Source organism: Thioclava kandeliae, from assembly GCF_040297545.1.
In the GTDB taxonomy this organism is placed as follows: Bacteria; Pseudomonadota; Alphaproteobacteria; order Rhodobacterales; family Rhodobacteraceae; genus Thioclava; species Thioclava kandeliae.
Window position 1 is genome coordinate 552,021 of sequence record NZ_JAYWLC010000001.1, and the last position, 15,300, is coordinate 567,320.

The 15,300-nt window shown below is 57.6% G+C and carries 13 protein-coding genes; 6 read left to right on the plus strand and 7 right to left on the minus strand.

The features are described 5' to 3' along the window. Positions 1 to 35 precede the first annotated feature (35 nt). Positions 36 to 920: a LysR family transcriptional regulator gene (locus VSX56_RS02605; RefSeq protein ID WP_350934614.1), complete on the plus strand. Its 885-nt coding sequence runs from the start codon at positions 36 to 38 to the stop codon at positions 918 to 920. A 65-nt stretch (positions 921 to 985) separates the two neighbouring features. Here VSX56_RS02605 and VSX56_RS02610 read toward each other — a convergent pair whose 3' ends face one another. The 6 genes from VSX56_RS02610 to mgtE all read right to left on the minus strand — a co-directional run bounded on the left by VSX56_RS02610 (position 986) and on the right by mgtE (position 6,923). Beyond that, positions 986 to 1,726 (minus strand): YebC/PmpR family DNA-binding transcriptional regulator, encoded by a 741-nt coding sequence (locus tag VSX56_RS02610; protein WP_339112032.1) that lies wholly within the window; start codon positions 1,724 to 1,726, stop codon positions 986 to 988. An 88-nt stretch (positions 1,727 to 1,814) separates the two neighbouring features. Next, positions 1,815 to 2,183, minus strand: a complete 369-nt coding sequence (locus VSX56_RS02615; protein ID WP_350934616.1) for a hypothetical protein — start codon at positions 2,181 to 2,183, stop codon at positions 1,815 to 1,817. Between the two features lie 20 nt (positions 2,184 to 2,203). Then, on the minus strand, positions 2,204 to 3,982 hold the full coding sequence (locus VSX56_RS02620; RefSeq protein ID WP_339114476.1) for an SLC13 family permease: 1,779 nt from the start codon (positions 3,980 to 3,982) through the stop codon (positions 2,204 to 2,206). A gap of 119 nt (positions 3,983 to 4,101) precedes the next feature. Then, positions 4,102 to 4,923 (minus strand): TIGR00282 family metallophosphoesterase, encoded by an 822-nt coding sequence (locus VSX56_RS02625; RefSeq protein ID WP_339112030.1) that lies wholly within the window; start codon positions 4,921 to 4,923, stop codon positions 4,102 to 4,104. A gap of 57 nt (positions 4,924 to 4,980) precedes the next feature. Further along, a complete protein-coding gene (locus tag VSX56_RS02630; protein ID WP_350934618.1) occupies positions 4,981 to 5,541 on the minus strand; it encodes a 5-formyltetrahydrofolate cyclo-ligase in 561 nt (186 codons plus the stop codon). Beyond that, a complete protein-coding gene (gene mgtE, locus VSX56_RS02635; protein ID WP_339112028.1) occupies positions 5,538 to 6,923 on the minus strand; it encodes a magnesium transporter in 1,386 nt (461 codons plus the stop codon). Before mgtE ends, VSX56_RS02630 begins: the two co-directional genes overlap by 4 nt. A 135-nt stretch (positions 6,924 to 7,058) precedes the next feature. Here mgtE and guaD point away from each other — a divergent pair, with 135 nt between their 5' ends. Beyond that, complete coding sequence (gene guaD / locus VSX56_RS02640; protein WP_350934620.1) at positions 7,059 to 8,339, plus strand: guanine deaminase; 1,281 nt, start codon at positions 7,059 to 7,061, stop codon at positions 8,337 to 8,339. A gap of 774 nt (positions 8,340 to 9,113) precedes the next feature. Further along, positions 9,114 to 10,217 (plus strand): COG3904 family protein, encoded by a 1,104-nt coding sequence (locus VSX56_RS02645; RefSeq protein ID WP_350934622.1) that lies wholly within the window; start codon positions 9,114 to 9,116, stop codon positions 10,215 to 10,217. 382 nt (positions 10,218 to 10,599) lie between these two features. Here VSX56_RS02645 and VSX56_RS02650 read toward each other — a convergent pair whose 3' ends face one another. Then, positions 10,600 to 11,514, minus strand: coding sequence for an NADP-dependent oxidoreductase (locus VSX56_RS02650; RefSeq protein WP_350934624.1), 915 nt, complete (start codon positions 11,512 to 11,514; stop codon positions 10,600 to 10,602). A gap of 85 nt (positions 11,515 to 11,599) precedes the next feature. On the opposite strand from VSX56_RS02650, the gene VSX56_RS02655 reads away from it, so the two are divergent. The 3 genes from VSX56_RS02655 to VSX56_RS02665 all read left to right on the plus strand — a co-directional run bounded on the left by VSX56_RS02655 (position 11,600) and on the right by VSX56_RS02665 (position 15,087). Next, on the plus strand, positions 11,600 to 12,373 hold the full coding sequence (locus tag VSX56_RS02655) for a helix-turn-helix domain-containing protein (protein ID WP_350934626.1): 774 nt from the start codon (positions 11,600 to 11,602) through the stop codon (positions 12,371 to 12,373). A gap of 376 nt (positions 12,374 to 12,749) precedes the next feature. Next, positions 12,750 to 13,979, plus strand: a complete 1,230-nt coding sequence (locus tag VSX56_RS02660) for a hypothetical protein (protein WP_350934628.1) — start codon at positions 12,750 to 12,752, stop codon at positions 13,977 to 13,979. 16 nt (positions 13,980 to 13,995) lie between these two features. Continuing rightward, the gene (locus VSX56_RS02665) at positions 13,996 to 15,087 is read left to right on the plus strand and encodes a hypothetical protein (protein WP_350934630.1); all 1,092 of its coding nucleotides are present in this window, start codon (positions 13,996 to 13,998) and stop codon (positions 15,085 to 15,087) included. Positions 15,088 to 15,300: the final 213 nt, after the last annotated feature.

The following is a 15,300-nucleotide window of genomic DNA, read 5'->3' on the forward strand; positions in this document are numbered from 1 at the left end:
TGTTTTGAAAGAGTGCATTACGCAAAGGCGGCATAATGGATCGCATCGACCTCCTAGAGATCTTCACCGCCATTGCCGATCTGGGTTCGATGGCGGCGGTGGCGCGGGCGCGCGGACAGACGCCTTCGCGGATCACCGCAAGCCTCAAACGGCTCGAGGATATCGCGGGTGTCCAGCTGGTGCAGCGCTCCACCCGCAAGTTGAGCCTCACCCCCGAGGGCGATCTGTTTCTAGCCGATTGCCGCCGCATCCTGCAACAGATCGACAGCGCTTTTGATCGTGCTGCCCCCCATGGCTCATTGCGCGGACGCATCCGTATCACCACCACCAATGATCTGGGACGCACCCGTCTGCCGCCGATCATCGACAGTTTTCTGGCCAGCAATCCCGATATCCGCATTGATCTGATGCTGAATGACGGGGTGACCGATATCGTGGGCGCAGGGATCGATCTGGCGATCCGCACGGGACCACTGAAGGATTCGAGCCTGAAATCGCGGCTGTTGCTGCGCGGCACGCGGCAGGTCTGCGCGGCACCCGGCTACTGGGACAGGCACGGGCGCCCGTCCCATCCGCGCGATCTGGCCAAACATAACTGCCTGATCATCAACCGCGACGGGGCGCCACAATCCACTTGGCATTTCAACGACGGCGACGAGCATATCTCGGTGCCGGTCTCGGGGGACCGCAGTGCAAATGACGGGGGCGCGGTGCGCGAATGGGCGATTGCCGGCGGCGGTGTGGCGCTCAAATCCTCCAACGACATCCAGCCCGACATCCAGGCGGGCCGGCTGGAAGCCGTGCTGGAGGAATATTCGCGCGGCGAGGTGAATATCTATGCCGTCACCCCGGGTGACGCGCGCCCTGCCCGTCGTGTCGAGGCCTTCATAGAGCATCTGGCCGCGGCCCTCACCCACTGACCCCACCGCATGAAAAACCCGCAGCTGTGGCGGCTGCGGGTTCTGTCATGCGGTGGGATGCCAGCTCAGAGCTGGGCGGCCACGTCCTCGGGCACGTCGAAATTGGCGGTGACGGTCTGGACGTCATCGTCGTCTTCCAGCGTGTCGATCAGGCGCATCAGCTTCTGCGCGGTTTCGAGATCGACCTCGGTGCGGTTCTGCGGCTTCCAGATCAGCTTGGCCTCTTTCGCCTCGCCGAGTTCCTTCTCGAGCGCATCGGTCACAGCCGAAAGATCTTCCATCGGGCAGTAGATCCAGTGACCTTCCTCATCCGATTCCACGTCCTCGGCACCGGCCTCGATTGCCGCCATCATGACGGTATCGGCATCGCCCACAGACGCATCATAGATGATCTCGCCAAGACGGTCGAACATGAAGCTCACCGAGCCGCTGGTGCCCAGATTACCGCCGCATTTGGTGAAGGTAGAACGGACATTCGAGGCGGTGCGGTTGAGGTTGTCGGTCAGCGCCTCGACGATCACCGCGATACCCTCGGGCCCATAGCCCTCGTAACGGATTTCCGTATATTCGTCGCCATCGCCCACCTGCGATTTCTTGATCGCGCGGTCGATCACGTCTTTCGGCATGGATTGCGACTTGGCCGCTTTTACCGCCAGACGCAGACGCGGGTTCTTCTCGGGGTCGGCGTCGCCCATCTTGGCGGCAACAGTGATCTCTTTCGAGAGCTTCGAGAACATTTTCGAGCGGATGGCATCCTGCTTGCCTTTACGGTGCTGGATGTTTGCCCATTTTGAGTGGCCTGCCATGAGCCGTCTTCTCCGTCAGATTGTCATATAATTTGGGGACGATATAGGGCATTCGGGGCCCCTGCCGCAAGGTGCTGCGCAAAAAGCCTTAGTGGAGCGCCACCGGCGGCTCGATCTTATTGCCTGCCGCGTCGCGGAGTTCCGGCGTGTGGAAGGTCCATGTCCGGCCCTGACCGTTGGACAGCACCACCGTGGATTTGGTTTCCAGCACGGCCGAGGCACCGGGCAGGATCGGATCGCTTTCGACATCCACCTTGTAATGCAGCGGATTGGAACAGCCGGGCAACTGACCTGAATGCGCGCCGCCCATATTCACCCGACAGACCTCGCCGTCGAAGAAGGTAACAGCCAGCTGTTCGCCATGCAGCGTCACGCCCTGCGGGTTTGCCTTCCAGCCGGTTGTCGCGGCGCAGGCCCCAAGGCCAAGCAGAAGGCCAAGACCGATCAGGTATTTCATGGGAACTCTCCCGAAATCAGTTAAAGCGGCCAGACCAAGGGAATGATCAGGCAGGCGGTCAGGCCGGTAACGATATCGAGCGGTATCCCGAAACGCAGGAAGTCGTTGAAGCGGTATCCGCCCGGACCATAGACCATCATATGGGTCTGATAGCCGATCGGGGTCGCGAATGCCACCGATGCCGAAAACATTACCGCGATCGCGAAGGGGCGCGGGTCGAGCCCCAGCGATTGCGCAAGGCTGATCGCGATCGGCGCATAGATCACCGCGACCGCGTTATTGGACAGGAATTCTGTCAAGATAAGCCCGATGAAATAGACCGCCATCAATGTGGCGAAAGGCGGCAGATGCGTCAGCCATGGCGAGATATAGCTGACCAGAAGCGCGACAGAGCCCGACGCCTCGAGCGCATCCCCCACGATCAGCATCGAGAAGATCATGGCCAGAAGACGCCCGTCGATAAAGGTGAAAGCCTCCTCCGCATCGATACATTTGCTGACCAGAATGATCGCAACCGCCACGCCCGCAAGAACCAGAATGGGCGCCACATCGAAGGCTGCAAAGCCCACCACACCCAGAAGCGCGCCGATGGCCAGCGGCATATGGCTCCGGCGATAGGCTTTGGCGGTCGGTTTGGACACGTCAACGAGATCCATATCCGAGGCCAGACGCGCGATATCCTCGGGCGCGCCCTCCAGCAGGAGCGTATCACCCACGACCACCACCAGATCGTCAAGCTGGCGCCCGATATTCTGGTTCCGGCGGTGGGCGGCCAGCGTGTAGACCCCATAGCGGCGGCGCAGGCGCAGCTCGCCCAAGGATCGGCCGATCATCCGGCAACCGGGCGAGATCAGCACCTCGACCGTCTCCGTCTGCACCGAACTGAGCTTGTCGATCATCCGCAGATCGGGGTTCTTCTGCATGCCCAGCAACTCGGTCATCTCGGTGCGCAGAACGATCCGGTCACCCTGTTCGAGGATGGCATTGGGCAGATCGCGGCGCAGCGAGGCATCACCGCGCAGCACATCGACCACCCGCACGCCCTCGCGTTTGAACGCATCGACCTCGAGCACCGGAGTGCCCAGCAGCGAGCTATCCTCGGGGATCGCCACTTCGGTGAAATATTTCATCTTCGGACGCTGGCCGAGAAGCGAGGCCATGGACTGGCGTTCGGGCAGCAGGAATTTGGACGTCAGTGCCATGAACAGCGAGCCCGCGAGCAGCACCGCCACGCCCACCGGCAGGATCTCGAGCACACCGAAGGGCTCGAGCCCGCTGCGCCGAGCCACACCATCGACCAAGATATTGGTCGAGGTGCCCAGAAGCGTCAGCATGCCTCCCATCACCGTAAAATAGCTCAATGGCATCAGGAACTTCGAGGGCGACTTACCCAGTTTCCGCGCAACCTGTATAAACACGGGGATCATCACCGCCACGACGGGTGTGTTGTTCATCACCCCCGAGGCGACCGCCGTGATGGCAAACATCAACGCCACCGTAAAGACGGGGTGTTTCGAGATATGGGTCTCGGCATAACGCGTCATCGCATCCAGCGCGCCCGTGCGCACCAGCGCCCCCATGATCAGGAACATGAAGGCGATCGTCCATGGTGCGGAATTCGAGAGGCTCTCCGTGGCCTGTTTGACCGGCTCGAAGCCGAAGACCACCATAAGCGCAGCCCCCGCAATCGCGATCACCTCGGGCGGTCGCGTTTCGCGGATGAACATGACGAACATCCAGACCACGATCAAAAGCGGCAAAACGGCGCGCCACGTGTCGGATATCGGTAGATCGATCATCATGACCCCAAGATTTTTTCAAGCGTCTTCGGGCGGATACTAATCAGCGCGGCAAAAGGCACAAGCAGAGTTTGAAATTCGGGAGCCTTTCCGCCGCAACGGGTAGGCGGGCGGACCGTTTATGCCGAAATCGGCGTCTGTTCGGGAAGACGTCCGCCGACCCGCACCGCCATGCAGCGTTTGGCAAGCCCCGTGCGGTCATCGGTTTCCACATAGAACCCCGCGAGCGAGGCCTCGCCTTTGGCCGGCGTGAAGCGATCCTTGGGCATACCGGTGATGAAACGGCGCAAGGGCTCGGCCTTCTCCATCCCGATGACCGAATTATAATCGCCACACATCCCCGCATCGGTCAGATAGGCGGTGCCACCGGGCAGCACCATCGCATCGGCAGTGGGCACATGGGTATGGGTCCCCACGACCATCGAGGCCTTCCCATCGCAGAAATGGCCCATCGCCATTTTCTCCGAGGTCGCCTCGCAATGCACATCCAGCAAGATCGCCTGCGCCTGCCCGCCCAGCGGATAGGCATTGAGCGTCTTTTCTACGGCGGCGAAGGGATCATCGAAGGGACGCTTCATGAAGACCTGCCCCAGCACCTGAGCGACCAGAATCTTGCGGCCACGGCGATCCTCGAACAGCCGCGCTCCTGCGCCCGGCGCGTCCTTGGCGAAATTCAACGGGCGGATCACCCGTTTCTCCTGCGCGATGAACTGCATCATGTCCTTCTGGTCGAAGGCATGATCGCCCAGCGTCACCACATCCGCGCCCGCATCGAGCAAAAGCTTCGCATGCTCGGCCGAAAGCCCCATCCCGTTGGAGGAGTTCTCGCCATTGACCACCACGAAATCAAGCTTCCACGCCTCGCGCAGACCCGCGAGACGTTCGCTGATTGCCGTGCGGCCTGCGCGGCCCATTACATCGCCAAGAAACAATATTTTCATGGGCATCTGCCTTAGGGGCTCCGGCGCGAAAGGGCAACTGGTTTTGCGGGCTGCGCCTCAGGCAAACGGGCCGAGCACGCCCTGCTCTGTCACCATCAGATCCAGCAACTCATCTGTGGACTCGATCGGCACCTGCGGCAACTCCTGTGCCGCAAAGGCAAAACCGATCGCGGTTACGGGACCTTGCGCGCGCAGAAGTTCGAGCGTGCGGTCATAGAAACCGCCGCCATAGCCCAGCCGGTAACCGCGGGCATCAAAGGCCACCAGCGGCAGGATCACCACCTGCGGGATCACCGCAGTGGTCTCGGCGGGAATCGCCGCGCCAAAAGCGCCGGGGATCATTTCGGCGGCAGCCGACCACGGGCGGAAGCCCAAAGGCCGCGCCTCGCCCTCCACCACCGGCAGGCACAAAGGCCCGTCATGGCGCAGCATGGCCGGACGTGGGTCAACCTCGGTGCGGATCGGGATATAGCCCGCAACCGTCAGCCCCCTGAACCCCTGCAACACCTCCGCCAGCCGGTCGGCGGCCCTGTCTGCCAGACCCTCGACGCCGAACGCCGTTTTGCGTGCCGCAAAAGCGGCCTTTCGGGCGGCCTGTTTGTCCTCTGACAGGCTCACAGCAACATCGCTCCGGCCAGACCGAGGAAGACGAAGAAGCCCACGACATCGGTCACCGTGGTCACGAATGTGCCCGAAGCCAGCGCAGGATCCGCACCCAGTTTCTCGAGCGTCAAGGGCACCAGGATCCCCGCCAGTGCCGCGACCACCAGGTTGATGACCATCGCAATCGCAATGACCGCGCCCAGCGTCGCGCCGTCGAACCAGAACCATGCCACGGCCCCCATCACCACGGCAAAAGCGAAGCCGTTGAGAAGCCCCACCACGGTTTCCCGCCGCACGACCCGCCAGACGTTGCTTTCGGTCAGGCTTTTGGTGGCCAATGCCCGCACCGCCACCGTCAGGGTCTGGGTGCCCGCATTGCCCCCCATCGACGCCACGATCGGCATCAGAACCGCCAGCGCCACCAGCTGCTGGATCGTGCCCTCGAACATCGAGATCACCAGCGAGGCCAGAATCGCCGTCAACAGGTTGACCATCAACCAAGGCAGGCGCTGGCGCACGGTTTCCAGAACGGTATCGGACAGCGAGGACTCATCGCCCACACCGGCCAGACGCAGGATGTCTTCCTCGTGCTCTTCATCAAGCACCGACATGGCGTCATCAATGGTGATCGCGCCAACAAGACGGTCATTCTCGTCGACCACCGGACAGGAGATCAGGTGATACTGGTTGAAGGCATAGGCCACATCGCCTTCTTCCTGATAGACAGAGATCGTGCGGAACTCTTCCTCCGCGATATCCTTCAGGCCCGAACCCCGCGGCGCCGACAGGATGCGCCCGAGTGTGACATTGGCCAAGGGCCGATGCGCAGGATCGACCAGAATGACATGGTAGAACTGGTCCGGCAGCCATTCGGACGAGCGCAGATAGTCGATGGTCTCGCCCACGGTCCAGTGCTCGGGCGCGGTCACCACCTCGCGCTGCATCATCCGGCCTGCCGAATATTCGGGATAGGTTAGCGATTTTTCGACCGCAATCCGGTCGCGATCATCGAGGATTTCCAGAATGGCTTCCTGCTGCGGCTCCTCGAGCGCCTCGATGAGGTCGACCACGTCATCGGAATCAAGCTCGCGCACGGCCTCGGCCAGAACATCGGGCGCAAGGCTCGCGATCACTTCCTCGCGGATCGATTCGTCGATCTCGGTGAGGATCTCACCATCGATCTCGCGGCCCCAAAGCCGCAGGATCTCGCGCCGCTCCGGACCGGAAATCTGTTCGAGAAGGTCAGCGATATCGGCCGCGTGCAACGGTTCGAGCAGCGTTTTCAGCTGATCGGCATCCTCCGCCTCGACCGCGTGAAGAATCTTCTCCACGCGCTCGCCATCAAGACCGTATTCCTGCTCTTCGCGCTCTTGTTCGTCGATCAGATAGTCCGCCATCCGGCCCCCTCGTTTTTATTGGCCCGCAACTTGGTCTTCAAACTAGCCTATCTGCTGGGCGGGCAGAAGAGGCTGGCATCCGCTTTTGCCTCGTGCGTAAGATGGAGTGATTTGCGCGAGAGAAAAGGAATGGTGATGGTCGATCTTCTGCTGGGACAGGTGATCCGTTTTCGTGACATGCCCATGACAGACAGCGCCAACGGGATGGAGCATCTGACCCATGGCGCGATTGTTGTAAAGGACGGGCATATCGCAGCCGTCGGCCCTGCCGAAGATGTGAAGCGCGACTGGCCGCAAGCGGTGGTCCATGACTATGGCAACAAACTGATCTCGGCGGGGTTTGTCGATGCGCATGTGCATTTCCCGCAGACCGCCATTATTGCCAGCTGGGGAAAGCGGCTGATCGACTGGCTCAACAGCTACACCTTCCCCGAAGAGACCCGTCTGGCCGACCCCGCCTATGCCGAGGCCATTGCCGAGAGCTATATGGATCTGGCGCTGGCGCATGGCATGACCACGATGTGCAGCTTCTGCACCATCCATCCGGCCAGCGTGGATGCCTTCTTTACGGCGGCGCAAAAGCGCGGGCTACGCGCGATGGGGGGCAAGACCTGTATGGACCGCAACGCGCCCGACGGGCTGCGCGACACGGTGCAATCGGCCTATGATGACAGCCGCGCGCTCCTGCGGAAATGGCACGGGCAGGACCGGCTGTCCTATGTGATCACTCCACGTTTCTCGCCCACCTCGACGCCCGAGCAGCTGCGTGTGCTGGGCGATCTGTGGTCCGAGCATCCCGATTGCCTGATGCAGACGCATCTGTCCGAACAGACCGACGAAATCGACTGGGTGAAATCGCTGTTTCCGCAGGCCCGCGATTATCTGGACACCTACGAGGCCTTCGGGCTTCTGGGCGAGAACGGCATCTATGGCCATGCCATCCATCTCGAGCCGCGCGAGATCGACCGCCTGTCGGAGCTGAATGCGGGCATCGCCCATTGTCCGACCTCGAATACCTTCATCGGCTCGGGCCTGTTCGACATGGCGGGTATGGCCGGGCGCACCCGCGTGGGGCTCGCCACCGATACGGGCGGCGGATCGAGCTTCTCGATGCTGCGCACGATGGCCGCCGCCTATGAGGTAGGCCAGCTGCGCGGCACCCCCCTGCATCCGGCCTTCCTGTGGTGGCTCGCGACCCAGGGCTCGGCCCGCACCCTGAAGATCGACGACCGCGTGGGCAATATCAGCCCTGGTATGGAAGCGGATCTGGTGGTCATCGACCTCCACTCCACCCCCGCGATCCGCCAGCGTATGGCGCGTGCCGAAAGTTTCGACGAGGCGCTTTTTGCCACCATCATGATGGGCGATGACCGCGCCATCAGTGATCTATGGATCAACGGCAAACAGCGCCGCTAGGGCGCTCAGGCCGCCTCTGTAATTTAAAGCATATGAGTGCGAATTTAAAGCATATTCTTACCTGACAAAAATACTTTGTTTATATATTTCAGTACCTTGTTGAAAATGGATCTACACTCACAGCTTTACCTCGCCTGCGAACTTCAGATCTTCCGAAGCTCGCAGGCGTTAAGCGCGATAAGGTCGTTCTCGGCTCTCTCATAATGTCCGCAAGGTTGACCATCACCGAGGCGCAGCGTTGCCAAGCCGAGGGTTCTTCCATCGCGCAGCATTTTCGAAGGGTGAAGGTCGGCTTAGCGGAGATATTGTTGAAAAAGTCAGGCGGCACCGAATTCACATACCAAATGAGCCGTTTGGCGTGCCTGTAAATCTATATATATAGCGCCTAAAATGCGCTGCATCGGAGTTTTTCAACATTATCCGGACATTCCTGCCAGTCGTTACGACGCCTTAATATGTGTTGAAAACGCGCCAGATTCTATCTGACAAGCGGAAAATAGTAGTTTGCCCCAAGTGTGAGCATTCCCCAGCTCCAGTACAAAATCGGACTTGCCGCAGTGTCAATGCAATGACCTTTGGTGTCAGAGACAATTTTGGCGCCGAGGGGTACAAGATTCCTGCCCTGTCGAGCCTTCAACTCGTTGGGACAAAATCCGACGCGCCGTCTCCATCCATAAGCTGCAGGACAGTGGGAAAAACCGTCTTCGCGCCGAACTTGACAGGGATGAACGAGTTAAGTCACTTGTAAGAAAATTTCTTATTAAGGTAGTAGGGATGATACGGAATTTTCTCCATATTTTTATGATGTTGGTTGCTTGTGTATTTGGGATATCAGCCAATGCGAAGGACATGACCTTCGAGATGCTCTATCAAAATCATACTAACATGATTGTCGCTGAAGGAGCTATCACTAGCGAAACCCCCGATGCCTTTCAAGCCTTTCTCGATGCGAACCCTTTCGACGGATTTAGCTTAGTAATGGCCCTTAGTAGCGACGGCGGCAGTCTTTTCGGAGGACTCCGGCTTGGGCAGATGATCCGAGAGGCTGGTCTCGATACGACCGTAGAGCGTCACCCAATCGACCCGGTATCCGGTAAGCCAACTGACGAGACAGCAAACGGAGGATGTTTTTCTGCGTGTGGGATTGCTTTCCTAGGCGGTGTGCGTCGGTCTGTAGGGGAAGGCAGCCGGCTTGGCTTTCATCAATTCTCCTCGGCAGGTGGATCCTTCATGAAGGAAGACAGCGTCTATATAACTGAAAGCGCCACCCAGTTGATGGGTGCAACAGTGCTTGGCTACATTATGGAAATGGGCGCGAGGCCAGATCTCTTTTCGCAGCTAAGCGAAGCACTGCCAAATGAAATGTGGGAGCCGACTGTTGATGAAAGGGCTGCGCTTAAGATAGTTACCACTGATCTTTTCCAAGATTTCGCCTTCACACCCTATGGAAAAGGTGTGATCGCCTGGGCAAAATCACCAGAAAACGTCACCGGAAGATCGCGCGTGGGTCAAGTTACCGCATATTGCAAAGGCGGCATTCCGTACATTCTCCTGTCATCCGTGACCTCGGCCTATGGAGTGGATTCGCAGATGCGGTCGTTGATCTCTGAGGTGCAGACTGGATGGAGTGTAACCAGCGAAGAGACCGGCGAGGCTGTCTCCTATGGGATTGATTTTGTTTCCATTCGGACCGAGGAAGGACTGCCATTAGCCGAGCTTAAGCTCGACACTCATGGAGTGGAAATCCTGAAAGGCGGCCCGGTTCTTATCTCGGTGGATTTCCCAGCGTCAACAGGTGCGATGTTCTACCTCCGCACTAATCCGACGCAGGACGACCGTGCCGCGCTCGATGCATCGTTCCGGCTTTGCATCCGCTAAATCTCAATAATAACGACGGGGGAGGTCCGTGTTTTCGCTATATTGGCCTAGTGAGCACGCTGCGCCTCTGCAATTACTATTACACGGCATCTCCATCCCTTCAATATACCGCGAAGGGCGCAAACCAGTCATGCGGCGGCGCGGCGGCCTCATCACGAGGGCCGCGCCACACGATCGACGAGATCGGCCCAAAGCCGACGGTCGAGGTGGCATTGTCGCTGTGATGTAGCTTCCCCAAAGTGGTCTTTCGCGGCATGATGCAGAAAAATCTCGGGGTGAAGGTTGGCGCAGCGGGACCAAGCGGACGTTACACGCCTTCAGTCCTCTTCGTTGCTTTCCCGCCGTTCCTCGTTCGGAACGCTGCGCCCTCTTCGCAGGATCATTACATCGTCAGCACAATCTTCCCGCGGGCGCGCCCGTTCTCGGACAGCTCCAAGGCATCTTTAACCTCGGATAGACCAAATGTCCGTTCGATGCGTGGCACGAGTTTTCCAGCTTCGGCGAGTGCGCCGATCCGCCCAAGTGTCTCGGCGTTCGAAGCCGTGAAGGAACGTTTCACCGTGACGCCATAACGCGCGGCCTCATCCCCTTCCGGGAAAGCCACGACGGTCACCATTACACCGCCCCGGCGGAGGGTTGCGAAGGCTTGCTGGAATGTCTCGGCACCGACCGTGTCGAAAACCACGTCCATGTCATGGACGAAATCTTCGAAGCGGCATGCGGTATAATCGACAACCTCATCGGCCCCTAAGCCGCGCACAAGGTCGATATTGCGGGTCGAGCAAAGGGCGGTGACATGCGCGCCGGCCGCCTTGGCAAGCTGGACCGCAAGCGTTCCTACACCACCGGATGCGCCGGTGATCAGCAGGCGCTGGCCCTCTACAAGGCCGGCCTCGTCGAACATCGCTTGCCAGGCCGTGGTGCCAGCAAGCGGGAGTGCCGCAGCCTTCTTTAGACCGAGCCCTTCGGGCTTACGGGCGATATCGACGGCGGGAACGGTAAGGTATTCCGAGAAGGCGCCGGTCTTGACCATCCCGAAAACCTCATCACCTGCGGAGAAGTTCGTGACGCCTTCTCCGGTCTGTTCGACAATCCCGACATACTCGCTGCCGAGCCGGATGGGGAGCGTCATTCCCATACGGGCGCCGGCGCCGCTGCGGATTTTCCAGTCGACGGGATTGACCCCGGCCGCAAGGACCCGAACGAGCACTTCGCCGGCGCGCGGAACCGGACGCTCCGCCTCCGATAGATGCACGACGCTGTTAGGGCCATATTCTTCGATATATGTCGTGAGCATTGTATAATGCCTTTCGTCTTGGACTGTGTCTTCAAGAGTGATATCAGGTTGCTTCATCGATATGTGGCCAACAAACATCGCTGAAATGCCAGATTTACCCCCGAAGGTGACACTGCACAGAGTCCTGAAACGGCGGACGGAAGCTCTGCCTGAGCATGCGCATGATCAGGCGCAGCTGACTTTCGTTGCCTCGGGGCTGGCCCAACTGCGGACCGAGGGCGGGGTCTGGCTTCTGCCGCCGCAACTGGCAGCTTGGGTTCCGCCGGAGATGCCGCATCGACTGGACATCATGACCGACGCCGAGCTTCTCGTGGTGCTGTGGCCGCCCGCCGCGTTGTGTGCATTGGCGCCGGAGGACTTTCCCGCGCGGGATTTCGTGTCTCTCGTATCACCGCTGTTGCGCAGCCTGCTGGATGCACTTGCGGAGTCCGATATTTCGTCGGAGCGGGGCAGGATCATGCTCCGGCTCATCCTGCACGAGCTTCGGGCCATCGAACAGGCCCCGACCTACCTGCCCATGCCTGCGAGCGAGATCGGGTTGCGGGTGGCGGAAATCGCGCTGGCCGACCACCGCAATGACCTGCCGCTCGAGACACTGGCGTCCCGCGCCGCCACATCCATGCGCACGGCAAGCCGCCGGTTTCCGGAGGAGACCGGAATGACATTGAAGGCCTGGCGTCAGCGCGCCCGCATCCTTTGGGCCGTTCCGGAACTCGGGCAAGGCAAGGCCATTGCTCAAGTCGCCCGGGAGACCGGTTTTGCAAGCACTGCGGCCTTCTCCCACGCCTTCCGGCAAGTCATGTCCCAGACACCGAGCGAGTTTCTCGCATCGTACCAGCACGACGAAAGCATTGTGTGACGGACCACCAAAAAGATTGCTTTGGGTTCGAACCGGGCCTGCGGCCGTACTGCGCACTGGCAGCCCAGAAGAGTGGGGCCGTCCGGCAGAGACGGCCCAGAGCGGCCTATTGTTGAATGCTTCACATGCTGCGACAGCATCCAGCATTGCGGCCATTGGCTCCTGTGATAAGCGCTTCCACCATCTATACCAGCTCAAAGAGGTATTCAGGTCGCACTTGGGGCCAGTCGTATCGACGTTTCAATGCAACGTAAACATTGCAACACTCGTCATATCAAACAGTCGAAGTTTTCAAAATGTGTTCACCCCGCTTGCGCTTGCGTTCTCTCCCGCCAACCTTCATCAATAGGGCAAGCAAGAACTCAGGACGCAGCGTATGCAAGTTTACACAGGGCTAATCGATCAGAAGATCATGGGTATCAACGTATCCGCGGAGATGACCCATGAGGAATATTTGGATTTCGCTCGTGACGTAATCAAGAACAATGATCTGCAACGGTCACAAGTCCGCTCGGAAGGAAAACCCTATGAGTTGCTACGTCGAGACTTGGCCGAAGGATGTGTGATTCCGCCAATTATCCTTGCGGTTTCTGAAGATGCTGATGGGAATTTGAAGAAAATCGTCTCGGAGGTGATTGTCTCCAACAGCGTCAATGCCCACCTCGAGAAAATTGAGCTTGAGATCAAACGAGCAATAACTGAACACCGAATTCTCATATTGGATGGCTTGCAGAGAACTCACACAATGCTTGGTGTCCTTGCTGATTTGAGCGCCCCAATGAGAAAATCTGAATTAGATCGATTTCTTTCAAGGTCACTGCGCTTTGAAATATACCTCGGCCTCTCAAAGCAAGGTATTCTTTACAGAATGCTTACGCTGAACACCGGCCAAACTCCAATGTCTTTCCGACACCAGCTCGAAATTCTTTATCACGATTATCTTGAGGGGCGAAATCTGCCAGGCGGAATAGAGATTGTTCGTGAGGTGGATCAAAGCAGAGCGCGCGGAATATCCAAATACAAATTCTCCGACGTTGTTGAGTTGTTCTATGCATTCTCCACAGGCAACCCTCTCCCCTACGACAAACAGGCACTAATAAGTTCGCTTCGCGAGATGTCATTCTTGGAAAGTTATCAATTCAGCGCAGACAAGGACTCAATGTCTGAGCTTTTGGAATGCTACAACAAATTTTTGCTGCATATCTCTGACAAGGCAAACAACTGGAGTTTCGACCCTGATCATGCGCCGAAAATTTCGAGGCCCTTTGGAGCCAACGTTGCGGCAATCTTCTCGAAAACACAGCCGATGGCTGCCTTTGGTGCAGAATGTGAAAGTCTGCTCAGAAAAGGAGTCTACTCAAGTATATCCGAAATATCCGAGATAATAGAGCGACTAAATTTCCAAGAAAATCCACACGCCTCTCTGGACCAGCTTATTATGATCCTTAATCAAATTGGCGGAAAGGCAAAGAAGATTGGTGATGCTCAGCGTTACTACTTCCAACTCGCGTTTAGAGAACTTCTGCTGCCTGAGGCCACCAATCACTTTGACCTAAGTAACGCGTGGGCTGGAGCTCAGGAAAAGTACGAGATGCTCTACACCTGAACAAGTGCCCAACAAAATGAGCTACGACATCGAACTTGCCGAATATGGCGCAAAGCTACAGTCCACCGATGGCCATCAGAGGCAATTGGTCCGTCACAACGTGGACCTCACGACAGTTAAGGGCGGCTTTCAGGAGTTTGATGATAATGCCTTTTTCGCCTGCGCCTGCATTTCTCCAAGGGTTAAATCTTCGGATTTCACCAAGATAAGATGCAAGAAAACAGAACAACTCATAGGGTGGTTTATCCCAGCGCTATACTACTCTGAGCCTTGGGAATTCACGGATCAAAAATTCCTTTCCGACTTTGCATACGCAGGTTTTGTCAAATACTGGAAATCGCGGAGCTTTGAATCTATTCGAAGGAATTTTCATGCGGAAATCACCGAGGGCGAAAGCGACTTTGCCGACGACCTTCCAGACGATATAGGCTTGGCAGTTTTTTCACGGCAGAGTCTAAAGAAGACCGAGCTTCAACTCTCATCGATAAAGATCTCGTTGCTTCGTAATAACATTTGGGCATTTGATGGCGGAATTCCCCTTCAAAGATTCCTGTCTAGCGCGCAGTTGGCCGCAAGAGACACTCAGGCCGACACCCGAAGACATGTGGAGATACTCCATCTTCCGAAACACTGCAGCGACATCGATCAACTGCTATGTAGTATTCTTGACTTGGCTGTAGATGAGCTATCCGGTATTGGCGGTTTTCTTTATTTATATCAAGTTGCGGAACACTTGATGGAAGTGAGCTTTTCAAATTCTGTTCGAGAAATTTCGCACCAGGGACTTCCAGCCTGGAAGCTTAAGAAAAAGCTCACTGACGTCTCATCGGAAATATACCGCCTTCGAGAAGTTGCCCGCCAAGCGCAAATTAATGGAGCGAAGGCGGAAATATTTGACGACCTGCGCGACGAGTGCATCAGTTTCTTAGACATGTGCCAAGCCTCTCATCAGGAAGATAGCAACACTTGGATTGATAAAGTTTATGGCGCGCGAAATATTCTAATACACAATCATCTATCAGTATTAAGATCAGGAGCTAATTCCAAACTTGAGAGCGTCAACAAGCTACTGTATCGTGCTATTCTTGAGCTCATATTCCATTATTGAATACCTCTCCTCCTCCAATCCAATCTGGTGCACTGTCTTATTTTCGTAAGAATTGCCGGGAAGGGCGGCATCCATCTCTGTGTGGGGCGCTCTGGCGTCGATGAAATGACTTTGGTGGAATGTCTGTTTCGTAAGCGACAAGGAGCCCCTGTGGGTTAGCGGCGAGGCTTGTTCGAGATAGGCTGGTGGCGTTGGTCTGACGCTGAGGTTAAA

Excerpts from the sequence above, each read along its gene's own strand:
- VSX56_RS02615 (WP_350934616.1), bottom strand. The coding sequence starts at position 2,183 with ATGAAATACCTGATCGGTCTTGGCCTTCTGCTTGGCCTTGGGGCCTGC.
- VSX56_RS02605 (WP_350934614.1), top strand. The coding sequence starts at position 36 with ATGGATCGCATCGACCTCCTAGAGATCTTCACCGCCATTGCCGATCTG.
- VSX56_RS02655 (WP_350934626.1), top strand. The coding sequence starts at position 11,600 with ATGCCAGATTTACCCCCGAAGGTGACACTGCACAGAGTCCTGAAACGG.
- VSX56_RS02625 (WP_339112030.1), bottom strand. The coding sequence starts at position 4,923 with ATGAAAATATTGTTTCTTGGCGATGTAATGGGCCGCGCAGGCCGCACG.
- VSX56_RS02620 (WP_339114476.1), bottom strand. The coding sequence starts at position 3,982 with ATGATCGATCTACCGATATCCGACACGTGGCGCGCCGTTTTGCCGCTT.
- VSX56_RS02645 (WP_350934622.1), top strand. The coding sequence starts at position 9,114 with ATGATACGGAATTTTCTCCATATTTTTATGATGTTGGTTGCTTGTGTA.
- mgtE (WP_339112028.1), bottom strand. The coding sequence starts at position 6,923 with ATGGCGGACTATCTGATCGACGAACAAGAGCGCGAAGAGCAGGAATAC.
- VSX56_RS02660 (WP_350934628.1), top strand. The coding sequence starts at position 12,750 with ATGCAAGTTTACACAGGGCTAATCGATCAGAAGATCATGGGTATCAAC.
- VSX56_RS02650 (WP_350934624.1), bottom strand. The coding sequence starts at position 11,514 with ATGCTCACGACATATATCGAAGAATATGGCCCTAACAGCGTCGTGCAT.
- VSX56_RS02665 (WP_350934630.1), top strand. The coding sequence starts at position 13,996 with ATGAGCTACGACATCGAACTTGCCGAATATGGCGCAAAGCTACAGTCC.
- VSX56_RS02610 (WP_339112032.1), bottom strand. The coding sequence starts at position 1,726 with ATGGCAGGCCACTCAAAATGGGCAAACATCCAGCACCGTAAAGGCAAG.
- guaD (WP_350934620.1), top strand. The coding sequence starts at position 7,059 with ATGGTCGATCTTCTGCTGGGACAGGTGATCCGTTTTCGTGACATGCCC.